General features: G+C 60.8%; 12 protein-coding genes and 2 pseudogenes. 8 read left to right on the top strand and 6 right to left on the bottom strand.

Annotated elements, in window-relative coordinates; translation table 11 throughout:
• Position 1: 1 nt before the first annotated feature.
• Both argS and AB4N64_RS23070 read right to left on the bottom strand, forming a co-directional pair.
• The gene (argS, locus tag AB4N64_RS23075) at positions 2 to 1,738 is read right to left on the bottom strand and encodes an arginine--tRNA ligase (protein ID WP_460118828.1); all 1,737 of its coding nucleotides are present in this window, start codon (positions 1,736 to 1,738) and stop codon (positions 2 to 4) included.
• 208 nt (positions 1,739 to 1,946) lie between these two features.
• A complete protein-coding gene (locus AB4N64_RS23070; RefSeq protein WP_460118826.1) occupies positions 1,947 to 4,166 on the bottom strand; it encodes a primosomal protein N' in 2,220 nt (739 codons plus the stop codon).
• A gap of 286 nt (positions 4,167 to 4,452) precedes the next feature.
• On the opposite strand from AB4N64_RS23070, the gene rpmE reads away from it, so the two are divergent.
• The 3 genes from rpmE to AB4N64_RS23055 all read left to right on the top strand — a co-directional run bounded on the left by rpmE (position 4,453) and on the right by AB4N64_RS23055 (position 6,946).
• Entirely contained in the window at positions 4,453 to 4,671 is a 219-nt protein-coding gene (gene rpmE, locus AB4N64_RS23065; RefSeq protein WP_008025207.1) for a 50S ribosomal protein L31, read from the top strand.
• Positions 4,672 to 4,706: 35 nt separating this feature from the next.
• A complete protein-coding gene (locus AB4N64_RS23060) occupies positions 4,707 to 5,498 on the top strand; it encodes a thermonuclease family protein (protein WP_460118824.1) in 792 nt (263 codons plus the stop codon).
• Between the two features lie 179 nt (positions 5,499 to 5,677).
• Positions 5,678 to 6,946, top strand: a complete 1,269-nt coding sequence (locus AB4N64_RS23055) for a malic enzyme-like NAD(P)-binding protein (protein ID WP_460118822.1) — start codon at positions 5,678 to 5,680, stop codon at positions 6,944 to 6,946.
• Between the two features lie 350 nt (positions 6,947 to 7,296).
• Here AB4N64_RS23055 and AB4N64_RS23050 read toward each other — a convergent pair whose 3' ends face one another.
• From AB4N64_RS23050 to AB4N64_RS23035, 4 genes and pseudogenes are all read right to left on the bottom strand, one after another.
• Positions 7,297 to 7,935 carry a DUF2931 family protein gene (locus tag AB4N64_RS23050; RefSeq protein ID WP_460118820.1) on the bottom strand — a complete coding sequence of 213 codons (639 nt, stop codon included), beginning with the start codon at positions 7,933 to 7,935 and terminating at the stop codon, positions 7,297 to 7,299.
• Positions 7,932 to 8,759, bottom strand: a pseudogene (locus AB4N64_RS23045) (phospholipase effector Tle1 domain-containing protein); the annotation flags it as partial. The pseudogene AB4N64_RS23045 and the gene AB4N64_RS23050, both read right to left, overlap by 4 nt.
• Before the next feature lie 708 nt (positions 8,760 to 9,467).
• Positions 9,468 to 11,924: pseudogene (locus AB4N64_RS23040) on the bottom strand (type VI secretion system Vgr family protein); the annotation flags it as partial.
• 453 nt (positions 11,925 to 12,377) lie between these two features.
• Complete coding sequence (locus AB4N64_RS23035; protein ID WP_460118818.1) at positions 12,378 to 14,816, bottom strand: penicillin-binding protein 1A; 2,439 nt, start codon at positions 14,814 to 14,816, stop codon at positions 12,378 to 12,380.
• Between the two features lie 216 nt (positions 14,817 to 15,032).
• Between AB4N64_RS23035 and AB4N64_RS23030 the strand changes: the two genes are divergently transcribed.
• From AB4N64_RS23030 to pilQ, 5 genes are read left to right on the top strand one after another with little or no spacing between them, the layout of a single operon-like run.
• Positions 15,033 to 16,097 (top strand): pilus assembly protein PilM, encoded by a 1,065-nt coding sequence (locus AB4N64_RS23030; protein WP_460118816.1) that lies wholly within the window; start codon positions 15,033 to 15,035, stop codon positions 16,095 to 16,097.
• Positions 16,097 to 16,663 carry a PilN domain-containing protein gene (locus tag AB4N64_RS23025; RefSeq protein WP_460118814.1) on the top strand — a complete coding sequence of 189 codons (567 nt, stop codon included), beginning with the start codon at positions 16,097 to 16,099 and terminating at the stop codon, positions 16,661 to 16,663. The genes AB4N64_RS23030 and AB4N64_RS23025 overlap by 1 nt, the downstream gene beginning before the upstream one ends.
• A complete protein-coding gene (pilO, locus tag AB4N64_RS23020) occupies positions 16,660 to 17,283 on the top strand; it encodes a type 4a pilus biogenesis protein PilO (RefSeq protein ID WP_460118812.1) in 624 nt (207 codons plus the stop codon). The genes AB4N64_RS23025 and pilO overlap by 4 nt, the downstream gene beginning before the upstream one ends.
• The gene (locus AB4N64_RS23015; protein WP_460118810.1) at positions 17,280 to 17,807 is read left to right on the top strand and encodes a pilus assembly protein PilP; all 528 of its coding nucleotides are present in this window, start codon (positions 17,280 to 17,282) and stop codon (positions 17,805 to 17,807) included. Before pilO ends, AB4N64_RS23015 begins: the two co-directional genes overlap by 4 nt.
• 13 nt (positions 17,808 to 17,820) lie before the next feature.
• Positions 17,821 to 19,908, top strand: coding sequence for a type IV pilus secretin PilQ (gene pilQ / locus AB4N64_RS23010; RefSeq protein WP_460118809.1), 2,088 nt, complete (start codon positions 17,821 to 17,823; stop codon positions 19,906 to 19,908).

The following is a 19,908-nucleotide window of genomic DNA, read 5'->3' as shown; positions in this document are numbered from 1 at the left end:
CTTACATACGCTCCAGAGTTTCCAGACCCAAGAGTTCCAGGCCTTGCTTGAGGGTGCGACCCGTCAGCGCAGCGAGGCGCAGGCGGCTCTGCATCTGAGCTGGGGTATCGGCGCTGAGAATCTGGCAGTTCTCGTAGAAGCTGGAGAACAGGCCGGCGACATCGTACAGGTAGGCGCATAGGGTATGCGGCGTGCCCTTCTCGGCGACGTTGTTGAGCACTTCGCTGAATTGCGCCAGTTTTGCGGCCAATTCCAGTTCCTGGGCGGCTTCGAGGGCGATGTGGTCGTCGACTTCGCTGAACGTCTTGCCGAGCTTGCGGAACACGCCAGCCACGCGGGTGTAGGCGTACAGCAGGTACGGCGCGGTGTTGCCTTCGAAGTTGAGCATCAGGTCGAAGTTGAAGCTGTAATCGCTGGTGCGGTGTTTCGACAGGTCGGCGTATTTCACCGCGTCGATGCCCACCACCTTGGCGATGTTGCGCAGCTCGGTTTCGGCCAGCTCCGGATTCTTGTCCTTGACCAGCGTGTAGGCGCGTTCCTGGGCTTCGGTCAGCAGGTCGATCAGCTTCACGGTGCCGCCATCACGGGTCTTGAACGGACGGCCGTCGGAACCGTTCATGGTGCCGAAGCCCATGTGTTCCATGTCCATCGGGTGCGTGACGAAACCGGCCTTGCGTGCCACGGCGAACACTTGCTGGAAGTGGAGGGCCTGGCGCTGGTCGACGAAATACAGCGCACGATCGGCCTTGAGCTTGCCGCTGCGATAGCGCACGGCTGCCAGGTCGGTGGTGGCGTAGAGGTAGCCGCCGTCAGCCTTGACGATGATCACGGGCAACGGATCGCCGTCGGCATTCTTGAACTCGTCGAGGAACACGCACTGCGCGCCGTTGCTCTCGACCAGCATGCCGGCGGCCTTCAGGTCGTTGACCACGTTGATCAGGTCGTCGTTGTAGGCGCTTTCGCCCATCACGTCGGCCATGGTCAGTTTGACGTTCAGCAGCTCGTAGATTTTCTGGCAGTGGGACAGCGAGATGTCCTTGAACTTGGTCCACAGCGCCAGGCATTCGGCATCGCCGGCCTGCAGCTTGACCACCAGGCCACGGGCGCGGTCGGCGAATTCTTCGGACTCGTCGAAGCGCTTCTTGGCGGCGCGATAAAAGTTCTCCAGGTCCGACAGCTCTTCGCTGGTGATCGGGTTTTCCTGCAGGTAGGCCATCAGCATGCCGAACTGGGTGCCCCAGTCGCCTACGTGGTTCTGGCGAATCACCTCGTCGCCGAGGAATTCCAGCACGCGAGCCACGCCGTCGCCGATGATGGTCGAGCGCAAGTGGCCGACGTGCATTTCCTTGGCCAGGTTGGGGGCCGACAGGTCGACTACGGTGCGCTGGGCCGGGCCGGCCTTGCGTACGCCGAGGTGTTCGTCGGCGAGGGCGGCGTCCAGGCGTGCAGCCAGGGCCTGGGTGTTCTGGAAGAAATTCAGGAAGCCAGGACCGGCGATTTCGACCTTGGATACGTTTTCGTCGGCGGGCAACGCGGCGATGATTTTCTCGGCCAGGTCACGTGGCTTCATGCCGGCCGGCTTGGCCAGCATCATCGCGATATTGCTGGCGAAATCGCCGTTTTTCTTGTCGCGCGAGTTTTCCACCTGGATCGCCGGCGACAGGCCTTCAGGCAACACACCTTCGTTGACGAGTTGGGTGATGGCTTGTTGGATCAGCTGGCGGATGGTGTCTTTCATGGTCTTCTCTTTCGACCGCAGGCGCGGCGGCGCATCATGCGCTGGTGGAAAAACTGGGCATTATCCGTTGCCGAGGCGGGCTTGCCAACCTTAGCAGGTGGGTTGGGGATGTGTGGTGACTATTCGTCCCAAATCGCGGGCGAGCCCGCTCCTAAAGGGGGCGAGCTCTACTGTAGGAGCGAGCATGCTCGCGATAGCCATCTTCAGGTCAATACAAATCCACAGGGTCAACATCCAAAGACCACCGCACCGCCCGCCCACTCGGCATCTGCTCCAGCACCAGCAACCAGCTGGCCAGCAGCCGATGCAGCGGAGCTCGTGCCGTGGCCTGCAACAGCAACTGCGCGCGGAAGCGCCCGGCGCGGCGCTCCATGGGCGCCGGCACCGGCCCCAACAGTTCAATGCCGCCCAGATTCTGCTCGGCGAGCAAACGCTCGGCCTCGCTGCAGGCTTCATCCAGGAAGCCTTCGGCCTGACCCGGTTTGTGCGCCTCGGCGCGCAGTAAAGCCAGGTGCGCGAACGGCGGCAGGCCGGCGGCGCGGCGCTCGCTCAGCGCCTGTTCGGCAAAGGCGAAATAACCCTGCTCGGTCAATTGCACCAGCAGGGGATGGTCAGCGAGGTGGGTCTGGATGATTACCCGGCCCGGTTCCTCGGCCCGTCCGGCACGGCCAGCGACCTGCACGATCAACTGCGCCATGCGTTCGCTGGCGCGGAAGTCGCCGGAAAACAGCCCGCCATCGGCATCGAGAATCGACACCAGGGTCACCCGCGGGAAATGGTGCCCCTTGGCTAGCATCTGCGTGCCCACCAAAATACAGGGCTGGCCTTTTTGAATGGTCGCGAACAATTGGTTCATCGCGTCCTTGCGCGACGTACTGTCGCGGTCGACGCGCAGCACCGGGTAATCGGGAAACAGAATGGCCAGCCGCTCTTCGGCGCGTTCGGTGCCGGCGCCCACCGGGCGCAAATCGACCTTGTCGCATTTCGGGCACTGTCGTGGCGTGCGTTCGACATAACCGCAATGGTGGCAGCGCAGTTCACCGTAACGCTGGTGCACGGTCATGCGCGCATCGCAGCGCTGGCATTCGGACATCCAACCGCAGTCGTGACACAGCAGGGTGGGAGCGAATCCTCGGCGGTTGAGGAATACCAGTACTTGTTGCCCGGCGGCCAGGGTCTGGCCGATGGCCTGCTGCATCGGCCCGGAGATGCCGCTGTCCAGTGGTCGGCTTTTGACATCCAGGCGCAGGAATCGTGGCTGCTTGGCGCCACCGGCGCGCTCGTTGAGGCGCAGCAGGCCATAACGGCCGGTGTAGGCGTTGTGCAGGCTTTCTAGGGACGGTGTGGCGGACCCGAGCACAATCGGGATGTTTTCCTGCCGCGCGCGGACCAGCGCCAGGTCCCGGGCGTGATAACGCAGGCCTTCCTGCTGCTTATAAGAGCCGTCGTGCTCTTCGTCGATGATGATCAGGCCGGGATTTTTCATCGGTGTGAACAGCGCTGAACGGGTGCCAATGATGATGTCGGCCTCCCCGTCCCGGGCGGCGAGCCAGGCGTCCAGCCGCTCGCGATCATTGACGGCGGAGTGGAGCAGGGCGATCCGCGCATTGAAGCGCTGTTCGAAGCGCGCCAGGGTTTGCGGGCCGAGGTTGATCTCCGGGATCAACACCAGGGCCTGCTTGCCGGACTCCAGGGTTTCACGAATGAGCTGCAAATAGACTTCGGTCTTGCCGCTGCCGGTGACGCCGGCCAGCAGGAACGCGTGATAGCTGTCGAAACCGGTGCGGATGGCCTCGTAGGCCGCGCGTTGTTCGGTGTTGAGCGGCAGTTCCGGTTGGGCGAGCCAATGTTCGTGGCGCACGCCGGGCGCGTGCCGACGGATTTCGACCTGGACAAGTTCCTTGGCCAGCAGCAGATCAAGGCTGTCCTTGCTCAGCATCAACTTGCTCAGCAGTGCGTGAGCAACGCCGTGGGGGTGCTGGGCCAGGGTCGCCAGCGCCTCACGCTGACGGGGTGCCCGGGCAATGCGCGGGTCATCCAGGCGGGCGCCGGGGGCGGCGGACCAGAACCGCTCCTGGCGTGCTTCGGCCAGCTCGCCCTGACGCAACAACACCGGCAGCGCCCAACTCAGGGTATCGCCCAGGCTGTGCTGATAATACTGGGAGGTCCACAGGCAGAGTTTGAATAGCGCGGGTGGCAGGGGCGGCGTCGCATCGAGCAGGGCCAGCGCCGGCTTGAGCTTTTCTGCCGGGACTTCACTGGTATCGGCGACTTCCACCAGAATCCCGATCATCTCCCGCCGACCGAACGGCACCCGCAGGCGCATGCCCGGCTGCAATTGGGCGCGCGGGACCCCGGCCGGGGCGCGGTAGTCGAACAGGCGGCGCAGCGGCGAAGGGAGGGCGAGGCGCAAAATGGCGTCGGGCACGCGGGATCTCGATAAACAGGTGAAATTGGGCGCGACCTGATTCTGTAGGAGCGAGCTTGCTCGCGATGGCGTCGGGTCAATCAACCGGATGTTGAATGTTCCGGCCTCTTCGCGGGCAAGCCCGCTCCTACAGGAGTCTGGGGTGCTTTGGGCCGGGAGCCTAGCAGACGGTCGGTAGAAGGGACAGCTTGCGCGAATGACATTGTCTGGTAGAATCCGCGGCCTAATTACGTGCGGTATTCAACAATAGTGTTGGGTGGCGGCACGCTAGCCTGAGGAAAACACCATGAAAGCTGATATCCATCCAGAATACCCAGCAATTGCTGTTACCTGCAGTTGCGGCAACAAGTTCGAAACTCGTTCGACCTTCGGCAAAGCCCTGGCGATCGACGTTTGCAACGAATGCCACCCGTTCTACACCGGTAAGCAAAAGACTCTGGACACTGGCGGCCGCGTACAGCGCTTCGCCGACCGTTTCGGTGCTTTCGGCGCGAAAAAGGCCTAAGGCCTGTCAACTTGGGAAGCCGCTACGGTTTTTCCATGCTGATGAAAAAGGCGTCCCTTGTGGGCGCCTTTTTTGTGTCCGCGATTTGGCTCTCCGCTGCCCAGGCCTTCTGCCCGGCACCGAGTGGCCTGGCTTCGGTCGTGGTTCAGCGGGTAGTGGATGGCGACACCCTGCGGCTCGAGGATGGCCGCAGCGTACGCATGATTGGCTTGAATACCCCGGAGCTGGGCAAGAAAGGCCGCTCCGACGAACCCTTCGCCCTGGCCGCGCGCAAACGGCTCGAAGCATTGGTGGCCGCCAGCGACGGGCGGGTCGGATTGTTACCCGGTAAAGAAAGCAAGGACCGTTACGGCCGGACCCTGGCCCATGTCTTCGGTGCCGACGGCGCCAATCTTGAAGCAAAAATGCTCGCCGAAGGCCTGGGATTTCTGGTGGCGGTTGCCCCAAATGTTGATTTTGTCGACTGCCAGCAAGCGGCGGAACGCAGTGCGCGCAAGGCTGGGCTCGGCTTATGGCGACAGTCGCCTGTGCTGAAAGCGGATCAGATCAGCGCGTCTGGTTTTGCGGTGCTCAGAGGACGTGTGAGCAAGGTTCAACGCAATCGTGGCGGAATCTGGATCGAATTACAGGATTCGATTGTGTTGCGTGTTGCACCCAATCTTCTGGATCGCTTCGATGCGGCCTCGCTGGAAAGCCTGAAAGGCAAGCAAATCGAGGCACGCGGCTGGGTGCTGGACCGCTCGCGCCGCGGTGGGCTCAAACAAGGTCAGGCACGCTGGATGTTGCCACTGACTGATCCGGCGATGATCGAAGCGGTCCCTGGCTAAAAAATTGTAGACATTTTTAAAGGCGATTGTGAACAGTGCGCCCCTTGTGTTCCGTGGCTCTTGGTCCAAAGTCGTAGAGCAGGGCGCTTGACAGGGGTGACCGGTCAGTCTTGTGGGGACTTTACGAGGCGCGTATCCTCGCTGACCAGTCTGTCCAACAGTAAAAGCGGAATGCCCACATGTCTGATCTGAAAACTGCCGCTCTCGAGTATCACGCCAATCCTCGTCCAGGAAAGCTGAGCGTCGAACTCACCAAGCCCACCGCTACCGCCCGCGACCTGTCGCTGGCCTACAGCCCCGGCGTAGCCGAACCAGTGCGCGAAATTGGTCGCGACCCTGAGCTGGCCTACAAATACACCGGTAAAGGCAACCTGGTTGCAGTCATTTCCGATGGCACCGCTATTCTCGGCCTGGGTAACCTCGGCCCATTGGCTTCCAAGCCGGTCATGGAAGGTAAAGGCGTGCTGTTCAAGCGCTTCGCCGGCATCGACGTGTTTGACATCGAAGTCGATTCCGAAAGCCCGCAGGCCTTCATCGACACCGTCAAGCGCATCTCCATCACCTTCGGTGGCATCAACCTTGAAGACATCAAGGCACCTGAGTGCTTTGAGATCGAGCGCGCCCTGATCGAGCAGTGCGACATCCCGGTATTCCACGATGACCAGCACGGCACCGCTATCGTCACCGCAGCCGGCATGATCAACGCCCTGGAAATCGCTGGCAAAACCCTGCCGGACGCCAAAATCGTCTGCCTGGGCGCCGGTGCGGCCGCCATCTCCTGCATGAAATTGCTGGTGAGCATGGGTGCCAACATCGAAAACATCTTCATGGTTGACCGTACCGGTGTGATCCACTCCGGCCGTGACGACCTGAACCAGTACAAGGCTGTCTTCGCCCACGCGACCGACAAGCGCACCCTGGCTGATGCCCTGCAAGGCGCAGACGTGTTCGTTGGCCTGTCCGGTCCGAACCTGCTGAGCGCTGAAGGCCTGAAATCCATGGCGGCCAACCCGATCGTGTTCGCGTGCTCGAACCCTGATCCGGAAATCTCCCCTGAGCTGGCCCACGCCACTCGCAACGACGTGATCATGGCCACCGGCCGTTCGGACTACCCGAACCAGGTCAACAACGTGCTGGGCTTCCCGTTCATCTTCCGTGGTGCCCTGGACGTTCGCGCCAAGCGCATCAACGAAGAAATGAAAGTCGCGGCGGCCAACGCCCTGCGCGAACTGGCCAAGCTGCCAGTGCCTCAGGAAGTGTGCGACGCCTACGGCGGCATCAAGCTGGAATTCGGTCGTGAGTACATCATCCCGAAACCAATGGACGCCCGTCTGATCACCCTGATCTCCGACGCCGTGGCCAAGGCCGCGATCGAGACCGGTGTGGCGACCCTGCCGTATCCGAAGAACTACCCGCTGAAAAGCGTGGATGACGTGTTCAACGGCTAAGTCGTTGTAGCGCTTCAGAGAAGCCCTGGCTCGTATGAGTTGGGGCTTTTTTATGCCTGAGAGGTTTGCATAAGATCGACCCGGCCCCTACGCGAGCAAGTCGAATCGTCGCACCGCCGCGCCCACAATGGATCTGCATGCACCGGACCACTGTGGGCACGGCGGTGCGACGATTCGACTTGCCCGCGATGGGGCCGGCTGGGGCGCCACAAAAACAGCAGGCACAAAAAAGCCATGACTCAAACGAGCCAGGGCTTTTTGTTGGAGCATGTCTCGTCCTGAATAAGGTTTACACCTTCTCGCTCCACCGCAAAGGAACCAACGACAATTCGCTAAGCACCGAAGACTCGTTACCAAGTCCCATAAGGAATCCCGTGTTTTTTGACGTAAGCTTTGTTTTCGGGTTCGATGGTGACGTACTGACCTTCGCTACCACCTCGGTAAGGTCCCAGCGGCTCGATCTCGGCCTGAAAGCGACCAACTTCCTTGAATCCAAGGCAGGCCCCTCCTACCCAGACTTTAACGATGCCGCCGGGGGCCATGCCCAAGGTGATTGCGTCACGATAGTCATCTATCCACTCCTTGGAGCCTTTGCAAAACACCCGCTCCGGCCTGACCATCTCATCGCGCACCCACTGAGGGATTGAAATTCCGATCTTGTAGGTCTGCGGCTCTACCAGTGATTGCCAACGCAGAAACAACTTTTCTGGCAAGTCAACATTGTTCACTGGCATCATTTTCCCTCCCCCCTTGTGCCAGCCTTTTGGCTGACGGGTATAGCTGGCCACGCCGCCAGACACACGAAAAAACGCCCATCCACGTTGATCAAGCACATCCACGCTTTCGACCCACACTTCCATAAAGCGCGGAGCCGCGAGGCCCACGTACCAACTGTCGTAAGGCAGCTTGGGTCGAGGGGGCACTTTCGGCCCACTAGCACACGCGCTCAGGCTGAACGCCAGACTAATGATCAAGGCAAGGCGAATCATTGCGGGTACCCCTTCTGTGGCCGGTTGGCGTAGATATTGCGCTGACCGCTCTCTGTCGGCTTGCTGACAAGAAGAGGCCCACTGGGCACCCAATGTGCGGACTGATGGATATAGCGACTGCGCAGTAACTCCTCCTGCGCACGATCAAGGCTGACCTCAAGCTCGCACAGTGTTTGATCGAGAATGCGCTCGGCGATCGGTTTCAACTCTTCAGGCAGTTTCAGGTCCGCTCGTCCCTCAATGGTTTTGAACGGCACGCCGTGCCGCACCGCCAGCTCACGCATCACGCGCAACGGGATCAACGACAACTCACCGCGCACCGGCCGGTCCAGTTCGATTGTCAGGAAATAGTCTTCGCTCGTGGGCTCCTGTGGCCCACGATGAGCCGGGACAATCGGCCAGGCTTTGATGTTGAGCTTGCCATCAACAGCCACCATGGTTCCTTCCAACTGGACCTTCTTGAATCGCGCCTCTGCCCACGCCGGTTGTGCCTCCACCGGGCGATTAGCCGGTACGGTGAAACGCCGTGGTTTGGTCAGCCACACCCGTTCACGGGCCTTGGGCAAATAGCCGCCGCCAATGTCCGAGTGCACGCCGGGCAGAATGATTTGCTGGTGGTCATCCAGCACGCTGTTCAGCGCAAAATTTTGGCGCCGCTCATCGCGGGCCTGTAGCTGGATAACCTTGCGCGCACAGTTGGGCGGCAGGTACAAGTTGACGCCGGGGTTGTTGTCGTTATGCACACCCAAGTCACCATCGAGAAGCTCGGGGAAGTCGAAGATGGCGGCAACGGTGTCGAATAGGCCGATGAAATTGATGCAGACATCCACGGCCGAATCGAAACTCGTCAACAGACCAAAGTGACCTGGCTGCAGCAACTCTTTGAATACGCCACGTCCCGGCTTGAGCAGTTCATTGGCGCAATGCCGTGCTGCTGCAGCGCCACGACTGAAGCCGAAAATATCGAATTCGATACGTCGGATGGGTATGTCAGGGTTAACTTGCTGGAAGAAGTTCAGACGTTTCTTAATCAGATCGGGCGCCTGCTTAACTCGCGCCACGACCCCAGTCTCTCCGAGCCCGAAGCCTTGGCCAACGATAACCGAATCCCCTTTCTCACGGGTGGTACCAATACCATCCAGATAGACCGGCATATAGCCAATCTCACTTCCCTCCAGCAAGGCGTCACTGTAGTGATCTGGGTAAAGATCATGCAGATGCACCACATTACTCGGCGCATTCCCGAAGCTGTTATCCGGCGCACTACTGAAAGCCGTGCCATCGAATCCGCCAAAGCCACTGTCAGTGCATTGCTTGATGATGCTGTCCAGCTCGCTCTGAACAAAATGCGTCAGGTCCTCGCGACGACAATCCTCGGTATGCGCAGAATTCCCCGCGTTATTCCCGGTCCCATCAAAAAACAGCCCGATCCGCAGGGTAATCCCCTCCAGCTCTTCCTCCTCTTCTTCCTCCTCCAGGTCATAGCTCAACGACAGCGCTTGCGGCTTCTCCGTGTACACCCGCTCAGTAAACCCCTGGCTGTCGGTGGTGCCTTTCCAGGTCTGGCCGGAGGCGGCGGTGATCTTGTACCGCGTGCCAGCCCAAGGCTGATCACCGGGGGTTAATATCCGGAACTGCTCGTCGAACTCCAGCGGCGGGTCGATCTTCGCCGGTAGCCAAGCCTGGCGCATGGGCTGGGTGGCCTTGGTTTGGGTGTAACCGTGGTAGGCCGACTTGACGTTGTAGTCCCCCGCCGTGCCGGACTCGATGCCACGCTTCTCCAAGGTCAGGTAACTGCCACCGGCGTTCAGGATGATTTTCTTTTTGGCAGTAATGCGGATTTCATCTTCGGTACTGGTGATGTCCAAACCATGCCGGGCCAGCAGTTGCAGCTTGTCGTTCTGCGCCTGGATGCTCACCGCGCCCTGATTGGCGATCAGCTTGATGCCCAGCTTGCGCACGAACAGACTCAAGCCCTGGCCCACGCCGACAAACAGGCGTTTGACCACGCTGATGTCCGCTTCGCCGCCGGCGTTGAGCATCAGGTTGTCCTGCGCGGCCAGTTGCAGGTGCTGGCCGCTGGTGAGTGCGATGCCCTGTGGGGCGCTGAGCAGCAACACCGAGGATTTCAGTTGTTCCAGGTCCTGGCGCAGCAGTTGCAATTGCGCCGCCACATCCGCAGGTTCTGCCTGGGCGGCCTGTGCGTCCGTGGAGAGTTTTTGCAGTTGTTGGCCGGCCTGTTGCAGGCGGTTCACCGCAGCGCTCATGTCGAGGACCGGGCCTTGGGCCTTGGTCTGCGCATCGGCACTGATGAACACCCCCTTGCCCGCCCGCACACTGCCCCAATCATCCGTCCTCAGCTCAAACCCTTCCCCCCGCCGCTTCTGCTGCGCATCCACCAGATGCCCCAGATTCAGCTGGCTCTTGCCGCCATACTCGGTGCTGAGCTTGACGTGCTCCTGGCCTCGGCTGTCGTCCATACGCAGTTTGTTGTTGGCCGGGGTGCGCAGCACGTTGCGCTTGTAGTTGCGGGCGTTGAGGGTGACGTGGTCGGGGTGTTCGCTGTCGTGCAGGGCGTGGGCGATGTAGGGGCGGTCGGGGTCGCCCTGTTCGAAGGCGATCGCCACTTCGGTGCCGCAGATCAGCGGCAGGTGCAGGCCGTGGGTGTCGCCGGCGTAGGGCCGGGCCAGGCGCAGCCAGGCGCTTTCGCGGCCGAGTGGCCAGGTGTCGCGGTCGAACAGGAAGTTGACCTTGTAGCGGCCTTCCTTGTCGATTTCGGCATAGCGGTCGTGGGCCAGGCCGCTGGTGACGCGGGCGGGCACGGTGCCGGCGATCTGCGGTTTGGGCAACAGCGGCGGTCGGAAACACAGCTCTTCGCTGTAGGGCATCGCCTGGAACTGGCAGATAAACGCGCCGTCGCGGCTGGCCCGGGTGCTGACGGCGATGACCGCGCAGCTCGGGTTGAAGGCTTGTGGGGCGCCGTCGCTGATGGACAGCACCTGGCCCGGCGCCAGGGTCGGACTGTTGCTGGTGCCACTGAGGTGTGTCTGCTCGTTGAGGTAACGCTCGTGGCGCAGGCGTGCGAAGAAGTAGCCGCTTTCGCCGAGCTGTTTTTCGTGGCGCTCGTAAGGGTCGCCCAGCGCCCGGTAGGGTTCGGCGTAGTGGTAGGCCTCGCCGTAAGTGCCCGGCGCGCCACGGGTATGATCGACCTCGGCATCGAGCCGGGCCTTGGCATCGCGGTGCTGATAGGTGCGCACGTTGACGTGTTGTTCCACCACCCGGTGCCGGGTTTGCAGGGCCCACACGCCGACCTCGTCGCTGCCCAACCCCGCTGGCGGGCGGTGCGGCAACTGCACGTCGAACTGGTAGCCGCTCTGGTTATCGCAGAACTCCACTACATCGAAGCGCAGGCGCTCGTTGCTGACGAAGCGGTACCAGATGCCGACCTCGGCCAGCAGGCGGTTGATGAACGTCAGGTCGCTCTCGCCGTATTGCATGACCTGTTCGCGCCGGGGGTATTCACGCTTGAGGCGAAACAGGAATTCATGGCCGCGCATGTCGTGACGGCTGCGCAGGATGCTCTCGACGATTTCCGGAACCGACTGCTGCTGGTAAATGCGGTATTGCCGGCCGAGGCCCAGCAGTTGCAGGCGCGGTTGCAGGGTGATTTCGTAGCGCGCTTCGTCTTTGGAGGCGGACAGGCGCTGGAAACCGGTGATCACTCCTTGCAGGGTGCGCAGCGGTTCGATGGTCAGCGTTTCCCAGGGCATCACCGCCACCGGTATGGCGTGCAGGCTGAAGCCGGCGTCCTGGCCGAGCAGTTGCTGGGCGGCCAGGTCCTGCTCGGTGCTGGTGAATTCGATGTGGTAGCAAAAGGGTTGGCTGAGGCGTTCTTCGCCGTGGAAGGCCAGCACGTCGAGGGTGGGTTCGAGGTTGCGTACCCAGAGTTTGTGGCGGCTGTGGTCGAAGAAAATCGGCAGTGAACTCATGGTCAAGCCTCCCTGGCCTGGACGGAGTGGCGGGGAGGTTTTTATCCACCCGCGTTGGATGCGGGTCAGTGTTCTAGAAGCTGAAAATTGTGGAAATAGGACGATTCTGGTGCACGCGTAGGAAGCGTCCAAATGTTGTGATGCCAGGTCTGTAGGAAGTTTTCAGATTTTTGCAAGCCTCTGAAAACGTGGCTTTTCTGTAGGCGCAGCCGGTCGACGTCCGAAGGCTTGCGATGGACGCTCAGGCACCGCGGGGTGTCAGTTGCCCAACGTCATCGTTGACGACCATCGTCGGAACGCCGCCCGGAGCAAACTCGCTCCTACAGGGGGATACGGGTGCCGGTCATCGCAGCGCATCGAGTGCCAGATGTCTTCGTTCACAACCATTGCGCGCCGATAGAAACAAAAAAGCCCCGACTCAAACCGAGCCAGGGCTTTCTATCGCAGCAGCAATCAGAACAAATCGATCGGCGCCGCCTCGTCCGCCGGCAGCGGGCTGCCAGGGGCTGTGCCGTTACCCAGCTCGTTGACCGACGGTGGTGTGTCTTCGGCCTTGAACAGCTCGAAATACGCCCCTGGCGTGCTTGGCGTGGCCGCACGGCCGCTGATCGGGTCGACTCGCAGGCTGAGGATGCCTTCAGGCTCTGGTTGTGTGTGCGGCGGCTTGTCCTTGAGTGCGGCGGACATGTAGTTCATCCAGATCGGCAGGGCGACGGTGCCGCCGAATTCACGCTTGCCAAGGCTTTCCGGCTGGTCGAAACCGGTCCACACCGTCGTCACGTAGTCCGCGTTGTAGCCCGAGAACCAGGCGTCCTTGGATTCGTTGGTGGTCCCTGTCTTGCCCGCGATATCGGAGCGACCCATGGCCAGCGCGCGGCGGCCGGTGCCCAGCTTGATCACGTCCTGGAGCATGCTGTTGAGGATGTAGGTGGTTCGGCCATCGACGATGCGCTCGGCCACGGCTGGTACCTGCGGGGCGGGTTGACCTTCGGCTTCGCCGGGCGTGGCGTTGACCGTGAAGGCCTGCGTGGCCGGTGCTGCAATGCCATCCGAGGCGGCTTCGCCTTTGGGGACGCTCGGCGGATTGGCAACGAACAGGACGTCGCCATTGCGGCTTTCGATTTTGTCGATAATGAACGGCGTGATCTTGTAGCCGCCGTTGGCAAAGGTGCTCCAGCCGGTGGCGATTTCCATTGGGGTCAGCGTCGCCGTGCCCAGCGCCAGGGACAGATTGCGTGGCAGGTCCTGCTTGTTGAAGCCGAACTTGCTGATGTAGTCGATGGTGCGATCAACACCCAGCGCCTGCAGCAGGCGGATCGACACCAGGTTGCGCGACTTGTACAGCGCTTCACGCAGGCGGATCGGGCCGAGGAAGGTGTTGGTGTCGTTCTTGGGGCGCCAGACTTTGTCCAGGTATTCGTCGACGAACACGATGGGCGCATCGTTCACGAGACTGGCGGCGGTGTAGCCGTTATCCAGTGCCGCGCTGTAAACGAATGGCTTGAAGCTCGAGCCCGGCTGGCGCTTGGCCTGCATGGCGCGGTTGTAGTTGCTCTGTTCGAAGGCGAAGCCGCCGACCAGCGAACGAATCGCGCCGTTCTGCGGGTCGAGGGACACCAGTGCGCCCTGCGCCTGCGGGATCTGGCTGAATTTGAGCGAGTTGTCCGCCTGGCGCTGCACGCGAATCAAATCGCCGACCTGGGCCACGTCCGCTGGCTGCTTGGGGTTGGCGCCCATGCTGTTGGTGTTGAGGAATGGCCGCGCCCACTTCATGGTGTCCCAGCCCACGTGCTCGCTGCCGCTACGGGTCAACACTTGCAGGCCGGTCTTGTCGACCTGGGTCACGATGGCGGGCTCGAGGCTGCTGATCGTGCGCTGCTTGGTCAATTCGGTGGCCCAGGCTTCGCGAGTCTTGCCCGGCAAGCGCGATTCAGGGCCGCGATAACCGTGACGTTGGTCATAGGTCATCAAGCCTTCGTGCAGCGCGTTGTTGGCCATTTCCTGCAAGTTGCTGGGCACGGTGGTGGTGACGCGGAAACCTTCGGTATAGGCGTCGCTGCCGTAGCGACCGACCATTTCGGCGCGGGCCATTTCAGCGATGTAAGGGGCGTTCACTTCCGGCGTCGGCACGTGATAACTGGCGTTCAAAGGCTCGTTGATCGCGGCGGTGTAGTCGCTCTCGCTGATTTTCCCGAGCTTGTACATGCGCCCCAGGATCCAGTCACGACGCTCCTTGCTGCGCGCCGGATTGGCCAGCGGGTTGAAGCGCGATGGGGCCTTCGGCAGGCCGGCAATCATCGCCATCTGCGCCAGGCTGATGTCGCGAATCGACTTGCCGTAATACACCTGTGCCGCCGCCTCGATGCCGTAGGCACGGTTACCCAGGTAGATTTTGTTGACGTACAGCTCGAGGATTTCGTCCTTGGTCAGCTGACGTTCGATTTGCAGGGCGAGCAGGATTTCCGTGGTTTTTCGCGAAAAGCTGCGCTCGCTGGTCAGGAAGAAGTTCTTCGCCACCTGCATGGTGATGGTGCTGCCGCCGGATTGAATGTGACCGCTTTTGACCAATTGGGTCGCGGCGCGCATCAGGCTGCTTGGGTCGACACCATAGTGGTTGGCAAAATTGTCATCTTCGGCGCTCAACAGCGCATTAATGAAATTGGGCGGAATGTCGGCGAAACGGATCGGCGTGCGGCGCATTTCGCCAAATTCTGCGATCAACTTGTTATCGCTGCTGTAGACCCGAAGAGGAATCTGCAACTGAATGCTTCTCAACGCCTCCACAGACGGCAATCCGGGGCTAAGGTAAAGAAATGCGCCACTCAGACCCAGAAGCAGTCCGCAGAAAACGGCGACGATGGACCAACCGATAAATTTCAGCAGACGAATCAAGGCTTTGAGATATCCAGGGCAAAAAATGATTGAGGCATCAGGGTTCAGATAACGAGGAGAACGACCCGCGCTTAACGAAAAAAGCGGAGAAAAACGTTGGGCATTATAAGCATTTTTCCATCGGGGGCGTCATTCGCACTGCGGGCGAGACGGATGGATGGAACGCAATGGACATTACAGAGTCCGTAACTCACGGAAAGTCATAGGGAATTGGTAGTGCCAGGACTCTTCAATAAAAAAGCCAATCTGCTGCTGGGGATCGACATCAGTTCCACGTCGGTGAAACTTCTGGAGTTAAGCCGCCAGGGCGAGCGCTACCGCGTCGAGGCCTATGCGGTCGAGCCGTTGCCCGCCAGTGCGGTGGTCGAGAAGAATATCGCCGAGCTCGAGGGCGTGGGCCAGGCACTGACGCGCGTGTTGCTCAAGGCCAGAACCGGACTGAAGAGCGTGGCGGTGGCGGTGGCCGGGTCGGCGGTGATCACCAAGACCATCGAGATGGATGCCGGTCTTTCCGACGACGAGATGGAAAACCAGCTCAAGATCGAGGCCGACCAGTACATTCCTTATCCGCTGGACGAAGTCGCCATCGATTTCGAAGTCCAGGGCGCATCGGCGCGTAACCCCGAACGGGTTAATGTGCTGCTGGCAGCCTGTCGCAAGGAAAACGTCGAAGTCCGCGAGGCTGCCCTTGCACTGGCGGGGCTGACTGCCCGTGTGGTCGATGTCGAGGCGTATGCACTGGAGCGTTCATTCGGTTTGATGGCCAGCCAATTGGCTGCCTCCCAGGCGCAACTGACGGTCGCCGTGGTCGACATCGGCGCCACCATGACCACCCTCAGCGTGCTGCACAACGGCCGCATCATCTATACCCGCGAGCAATTATTCGGCGGGCGCCAATTGACGGAAGAAATCCAGCGCCGTTACGGCCTGACGTTCGAACAGGCGGGGCTGGCCAAGAAACAGGGCGGCTTGCCCGACGATTACGTGAGTGAAGTCCTGCAGCCATTCCGCGATGCGCTGGTGCAGCAGGTATCGCGTTCGTTGCAGTTTTTCTTCGCCTCTGGCCAGTACAACGCAGTGGACTACATCCTTCTGGCCGGCGGCACCGCTTCAGTCCCCGGGCTGGATCGCCTGATCGAGCAGCGACTGGGCACGCCAACTCAGGTAGCCAACCCTTTCTCGGACATGGCCCTGAGCAGCAAGGTCAATGCCGGAGCCCTGGCCAGCGATGCGCCGGCGTTGATGATCGCCTGCGGTCTGGCCCTCAGGAGTTTCGACTGATGGCGCGGATCAACCTTTTACCCTGGCGCGAAGAGCTGCGCGAGCACCGCCGCAAGCGTTTCCTGCTGGCATTGGCCGGTGTACTGGTGGGGTCGATCGGTGCGGTGTTGATTGCCGGACAGGCAATCAGTGGCGCCATTGACCGCCAGGTCACGAGGAACAACTACATCAGCGAGCAAATTGTCGCAGTCGATGAGCGGATCAAGCAGATCAGCGACCTCAAGGCCCGGCGTCAGCAACTGGTCGAACGGATGCGCATCATCCAGGACCTGCAGGGCAATCGTTCCATCAGCGGGCGTATTTTTGACCAGTTGGCGCGAACCCTGCCGGACGGGGTGTATTTCACCGAGGTGAAGATGGAGGACAAGACCCTCTCCATTGTCGGCGCGGCTGAATCGAACAATCGCGTGTCTGACCTGATGCGTAACCTGGATGCATCGGACTGGTTCGACGCGCCCACGCTGACGGAGGTCAAGGCAGCCACTGCTGGCCAGCCGGACCAGGCCAACGTCTTCCAGTTGACCGTTCGCCAGACCCGGCCAGCTGCCGAGGAGGCCGTTCAATGAGGCCGGCTGAATGGCTTGAAGGGTTGCGCAAGATTGACATCAATGACCTGGATACCAGCAACATGGGGTCCTGGCCCCCCGCCATCAAGGCGGTGGTCGGGATCCTGCTGGCGCTCATGGTGCTCGCGTTGGGCTACAACTTTTCCGTGAGCGACCTTGAAAACCAGCTCCAGCTCAAGCGTCAGGAGGAGACGACGCTAAGGGAACAATTCGCCAACAAAGTGCACATGTCGGCGAACCTGGAGTTGTATATCCAGCAGATGAAGGAAATGGAAAATTCCTTCGGCGTGCTGTTGCGTCAATTGCCCAGCGACACCGAAGTACCGGGCCTGCTGGAGGACATCACCCGGACCGGTCTGGGCAGTGGCCTGGAGTTCGAGGAAATCAAGCTGCTGCCCGAGGTCACCCAACAGTTCTATATCGAGTTGCCGATCCAGATCACCGTCACGGGCGCCTATCACGACCTTGCCACCTTCGTCAGCGGCGTCGCCGGATTGCCACGAATCGTCACCCTGCACGACTTCGACATCGCTCCCGTCAACCCCGAGGGCGGTCCGAAACTACGCATGAGCATTCTGGCCAAGACCTACCGCTACAACGATAAGGGGCCGCAAAAATGAGCCCGATTCGTACAGGGGTAGTGATCGCAGCGATGGCTGTCCTGGCCGGGTGTGGCAACGGCAATGACTTCCACGACCTGGACGCCTACATGAATGAAATGCGTCTGCGTGCGCCGGGCAAGATTGAACCAACCCCGACGTTCCGGTCATACCCCACGTTCACTTATGACGCGGCGAACCTGCGCAGCCCGTTTTCCCGACAGGTCAAAGTCGATCCAGCGGGCCAGAAGCTCGGCTCGCGCAACGTCAAACCCGACCCCAATCGGGTGAAGCAGTACCTCGAAGGCTTCAACATCGAGCAGTTTGAAATGGTCGGCACAATCTCCAATGCCGCGGGCTCATTCGCGCTTTTGCGTGGAGCGGGTGGTGTGCATCGGCTGAAAGTCGGCGATTACCTGGGGCGCAACGACGGGCGGATTGTCGCCATCAGCGCCTCCCAAGTCGATGTGGTCGAAATCGTTCCCGATGGCCAGGGCACCTGGCTGGAGCGGCCGCGGACCATCCCTTTGAAAGAGCACTCATAGTGGAACTCGGATAATGAACAGGATTTTCGCAACCTTCGGAATTTCGCTATGGATAGCGTTGATGTCACCGATGGTACTGGCGGCCAACCTCAAGGCGCTGGATGTCGCGGCGTTGCCCGGTGACCGCATCGAGTTGAAATTGTCGTTCGATGGCACCCCTCCTCAGCCCCAGGGTTACACGACCGAACAACCGGCCCGGATTGCACTGGACCTGCCCGGCGTGGCCAATCAGTTGGCGAGAAAAACCCACGACCTGGGCGGTGGCAATGCCCGCAGCGCCACGGTGGTGGAGGCCAAGGGGCGTACGCGGCTGATCATCAATCTCACGCAGTTGACCCCGTACACCGCGAGGGTCGAAGGCAATCAGGTGTTTGTGGTGGTCGGCCGTGGTCCCAGTGCCCAGGCGTCCTCTCCCGCCGCCAAGCCCTCGCGTGCGGCCACGGCCTCGGCGGCGCCCGCCAAAAGCTATGCGCCAGTGAGCAAGGCTATTCGCGGCGTGGATTTCCAGCGCGGCACCCAGGGCGAGGGCAACGTGGTCATCGACTTGTCCGACCCGTCCATTGCCCCGGACATTCAGGAGCGCGATGGAAAGATCGTCCTGGGGTTCCCCAGGACCCAACTGCCGGAACCGTTGCGGGTGCGCCTGGACGTCAAGGATTTCGCCACGCCCGTGCAATTCGTCAGCGCCAGCGCCACCGGTGATCGGGCCACCATCGTCATCGAGCCCAGCGGCGCTTTCGACTATTCCACCTATCAGACCGATAACAAGCTGACCGTCAGCATTCGCCCGATGACGGTCGACGACCTCCAAAAACGCAACGCCGAGCGATTTGCCTATACCGGCGAAAAACTCTCGCTGAACTTCCAGGACATCGACGTGCGCTCGGTGCTGCAACTGATTGCCGACTTCACCAACCTGAACCTGGTCGCCAGCGACACGGTGCAGGGAGGCATTACCCTGCGCCTGCAGAATGTGCCGTGGGACCAGGCGCTGGACCTGGTGCTCAAGACCAAGGGCCTGGACAAGCGCAAGATCGGTAACGTGTTGCTGGTGGCGCCAGCCGATGAGATTGCCGCCCGCGAACGCCAGGAGCTGGAGTCGCAAAAGCAAATCGCCGAGCTCGCACCGCTACGTCGGGAACTGCTGCAGGTCAATTACGCCAAGGCGGCCGATATCGCCAAATTGTTCCAATCGGTGACCAGTGCCGAGGCGAAAGTCGACGAGCGCGGGTCGATCACTGTCGATGAGCGGACCAACAATATCATTGCCTACCAAACCCAGGATCGCCTTGACGAGTTGCGCCGAATCGTGGCGCAGCTGGATATCCCGGTGCGCCAGGTGATGATCGAGGCGCGGATTGTCGAAGCCAACGTCGACTACGACAAGAGCCTGGGTGTGCGCTGGGGTGGTTCAGTCCAGAACAAGGGCAACTGGAACACGTCCGGCGTCAGCAACGGCGCGAATGGATCGACGACCATCGGTACGCCGGGCAGCACCGGAACCAACACACCGTTCGTCGACATGGGCACCACGGCCAATACCTCGGGGATCGGCATCGCGTTCATCACCGACAATGTGTTGCTGGATCTCGAACTGACGGCCATGGAGAAAACCGGTAACGGTGAAATCGTCTCGCAGCCCAAGGTGGTCACGTCCGACAAGGAGACGGCGAAAATCCTCAAGGGTACCGAGATCCCCTACCAGGAAGCCGCCTCCAGCGGCGCGACTTCGGTCTCGTTCAAAGAGGCCTCGCTGTCGCTGGAAGTGACACCGCAGATTACGCCGGACAATCGCATCATCATGGAGGTCAAGGTCACCAAGGACGAACCGGACTACCTCAACAAAGTGCAGGATGTACCGCCCATCAAGAAAAACGAGGTCAACGCCAAGGTTCTGGTCAACGACGGCGAGACCATCGTGATCGGTGGCGTTTTCTCAAATACTCAGAGCAAGGTTGTAGATAAGGTGCCATTTCTTGGCGATGTGCCGTATCTTGGCCGCCTTTTCCGGCGTGATGTGGTTTCGGAGAAAAAATCCGAGCTGCTGGTGTTTCTCACTCCGCGTATCATGAACAATCAGGCGATTGCTGTGAGTCATTGA

The organism is Pseudomonas sp. S2_C03, from assembly GCF_054668405.1.
Note: the sequence above shows the minus strand (reverse complement) of the source record. Positions and strands in the feature narration are given on the sequence as shown.

What these genes read in the sequence shown, in the direction of transcription:
- argS (WP_460118828.1), bottom strand. Translation starts at nt 1,738, where the DNA reads ATGAAAGACACCATCCGCCAGCTGATCCAACAAGCCATCACCCAACTC.
- AB4N64_RS23060 (WP_460118824.1), top strand. Translation starts at nt 4,707, where the DNA reads ATGCTGATGAAAAAGGCGTCCCTTGTGGGCGCCTTTTTTGTGTCCGCG.
- pilO (WP_460118812.1), top strand. Translation starts at nt 16,660, where the DNA reads ATGAGGCCGGCTGAATGGCTTGAAGGGTTGCGCAAGATTGACATCAAT.
- pilQ (WP_460118809.1), top strand. Translation starts at nt 17,821, where the DNA reads ATGAACAGGATTTTCGCAACCTTCGGAATTTCGCTATGGATAGCGTTG.
- AB4N64_RS23025 (WP_460118814.1), top strand. Translation starts at nt 16,097, where the DNA reads ATGGCGCGGATCAACCTTTTACCCTGGCGCGAAGAGCTGCGCGAGCAC.
- rpmE (WP_008025207.1), top strand. Translation starts at nt 4,453, where the DNA reads ATGAAAGCTGATATCCATCCAGAATACCCAGCAATTGCTGTTACCTGC.
- AB4N64_RS23055 (WP_460118822.1), top strand. Translation starts at nt 5,678, where the DNA reads ATGTCTGATCTGAAAACTGCCGCTCTCGAGTATCACGCCAATCCTCGT.
- AB4N64_RS23050 (WP_460118820.1), bottom strand. Translation starts at nt 7,935, where the DNA reads ATGATTCGCCTTGCCTTGATCATTAGTCTGGCGTTCAGCCTGAGCGCG.
- AB4N64_RS23015 (WP_460118810.1), top strand. Translation starts at nt 17,280, where the DNA reads ATGAGCCCGATTCGTACAGGGGTAGTGATCGCAGCGATGGCTGTCCTG.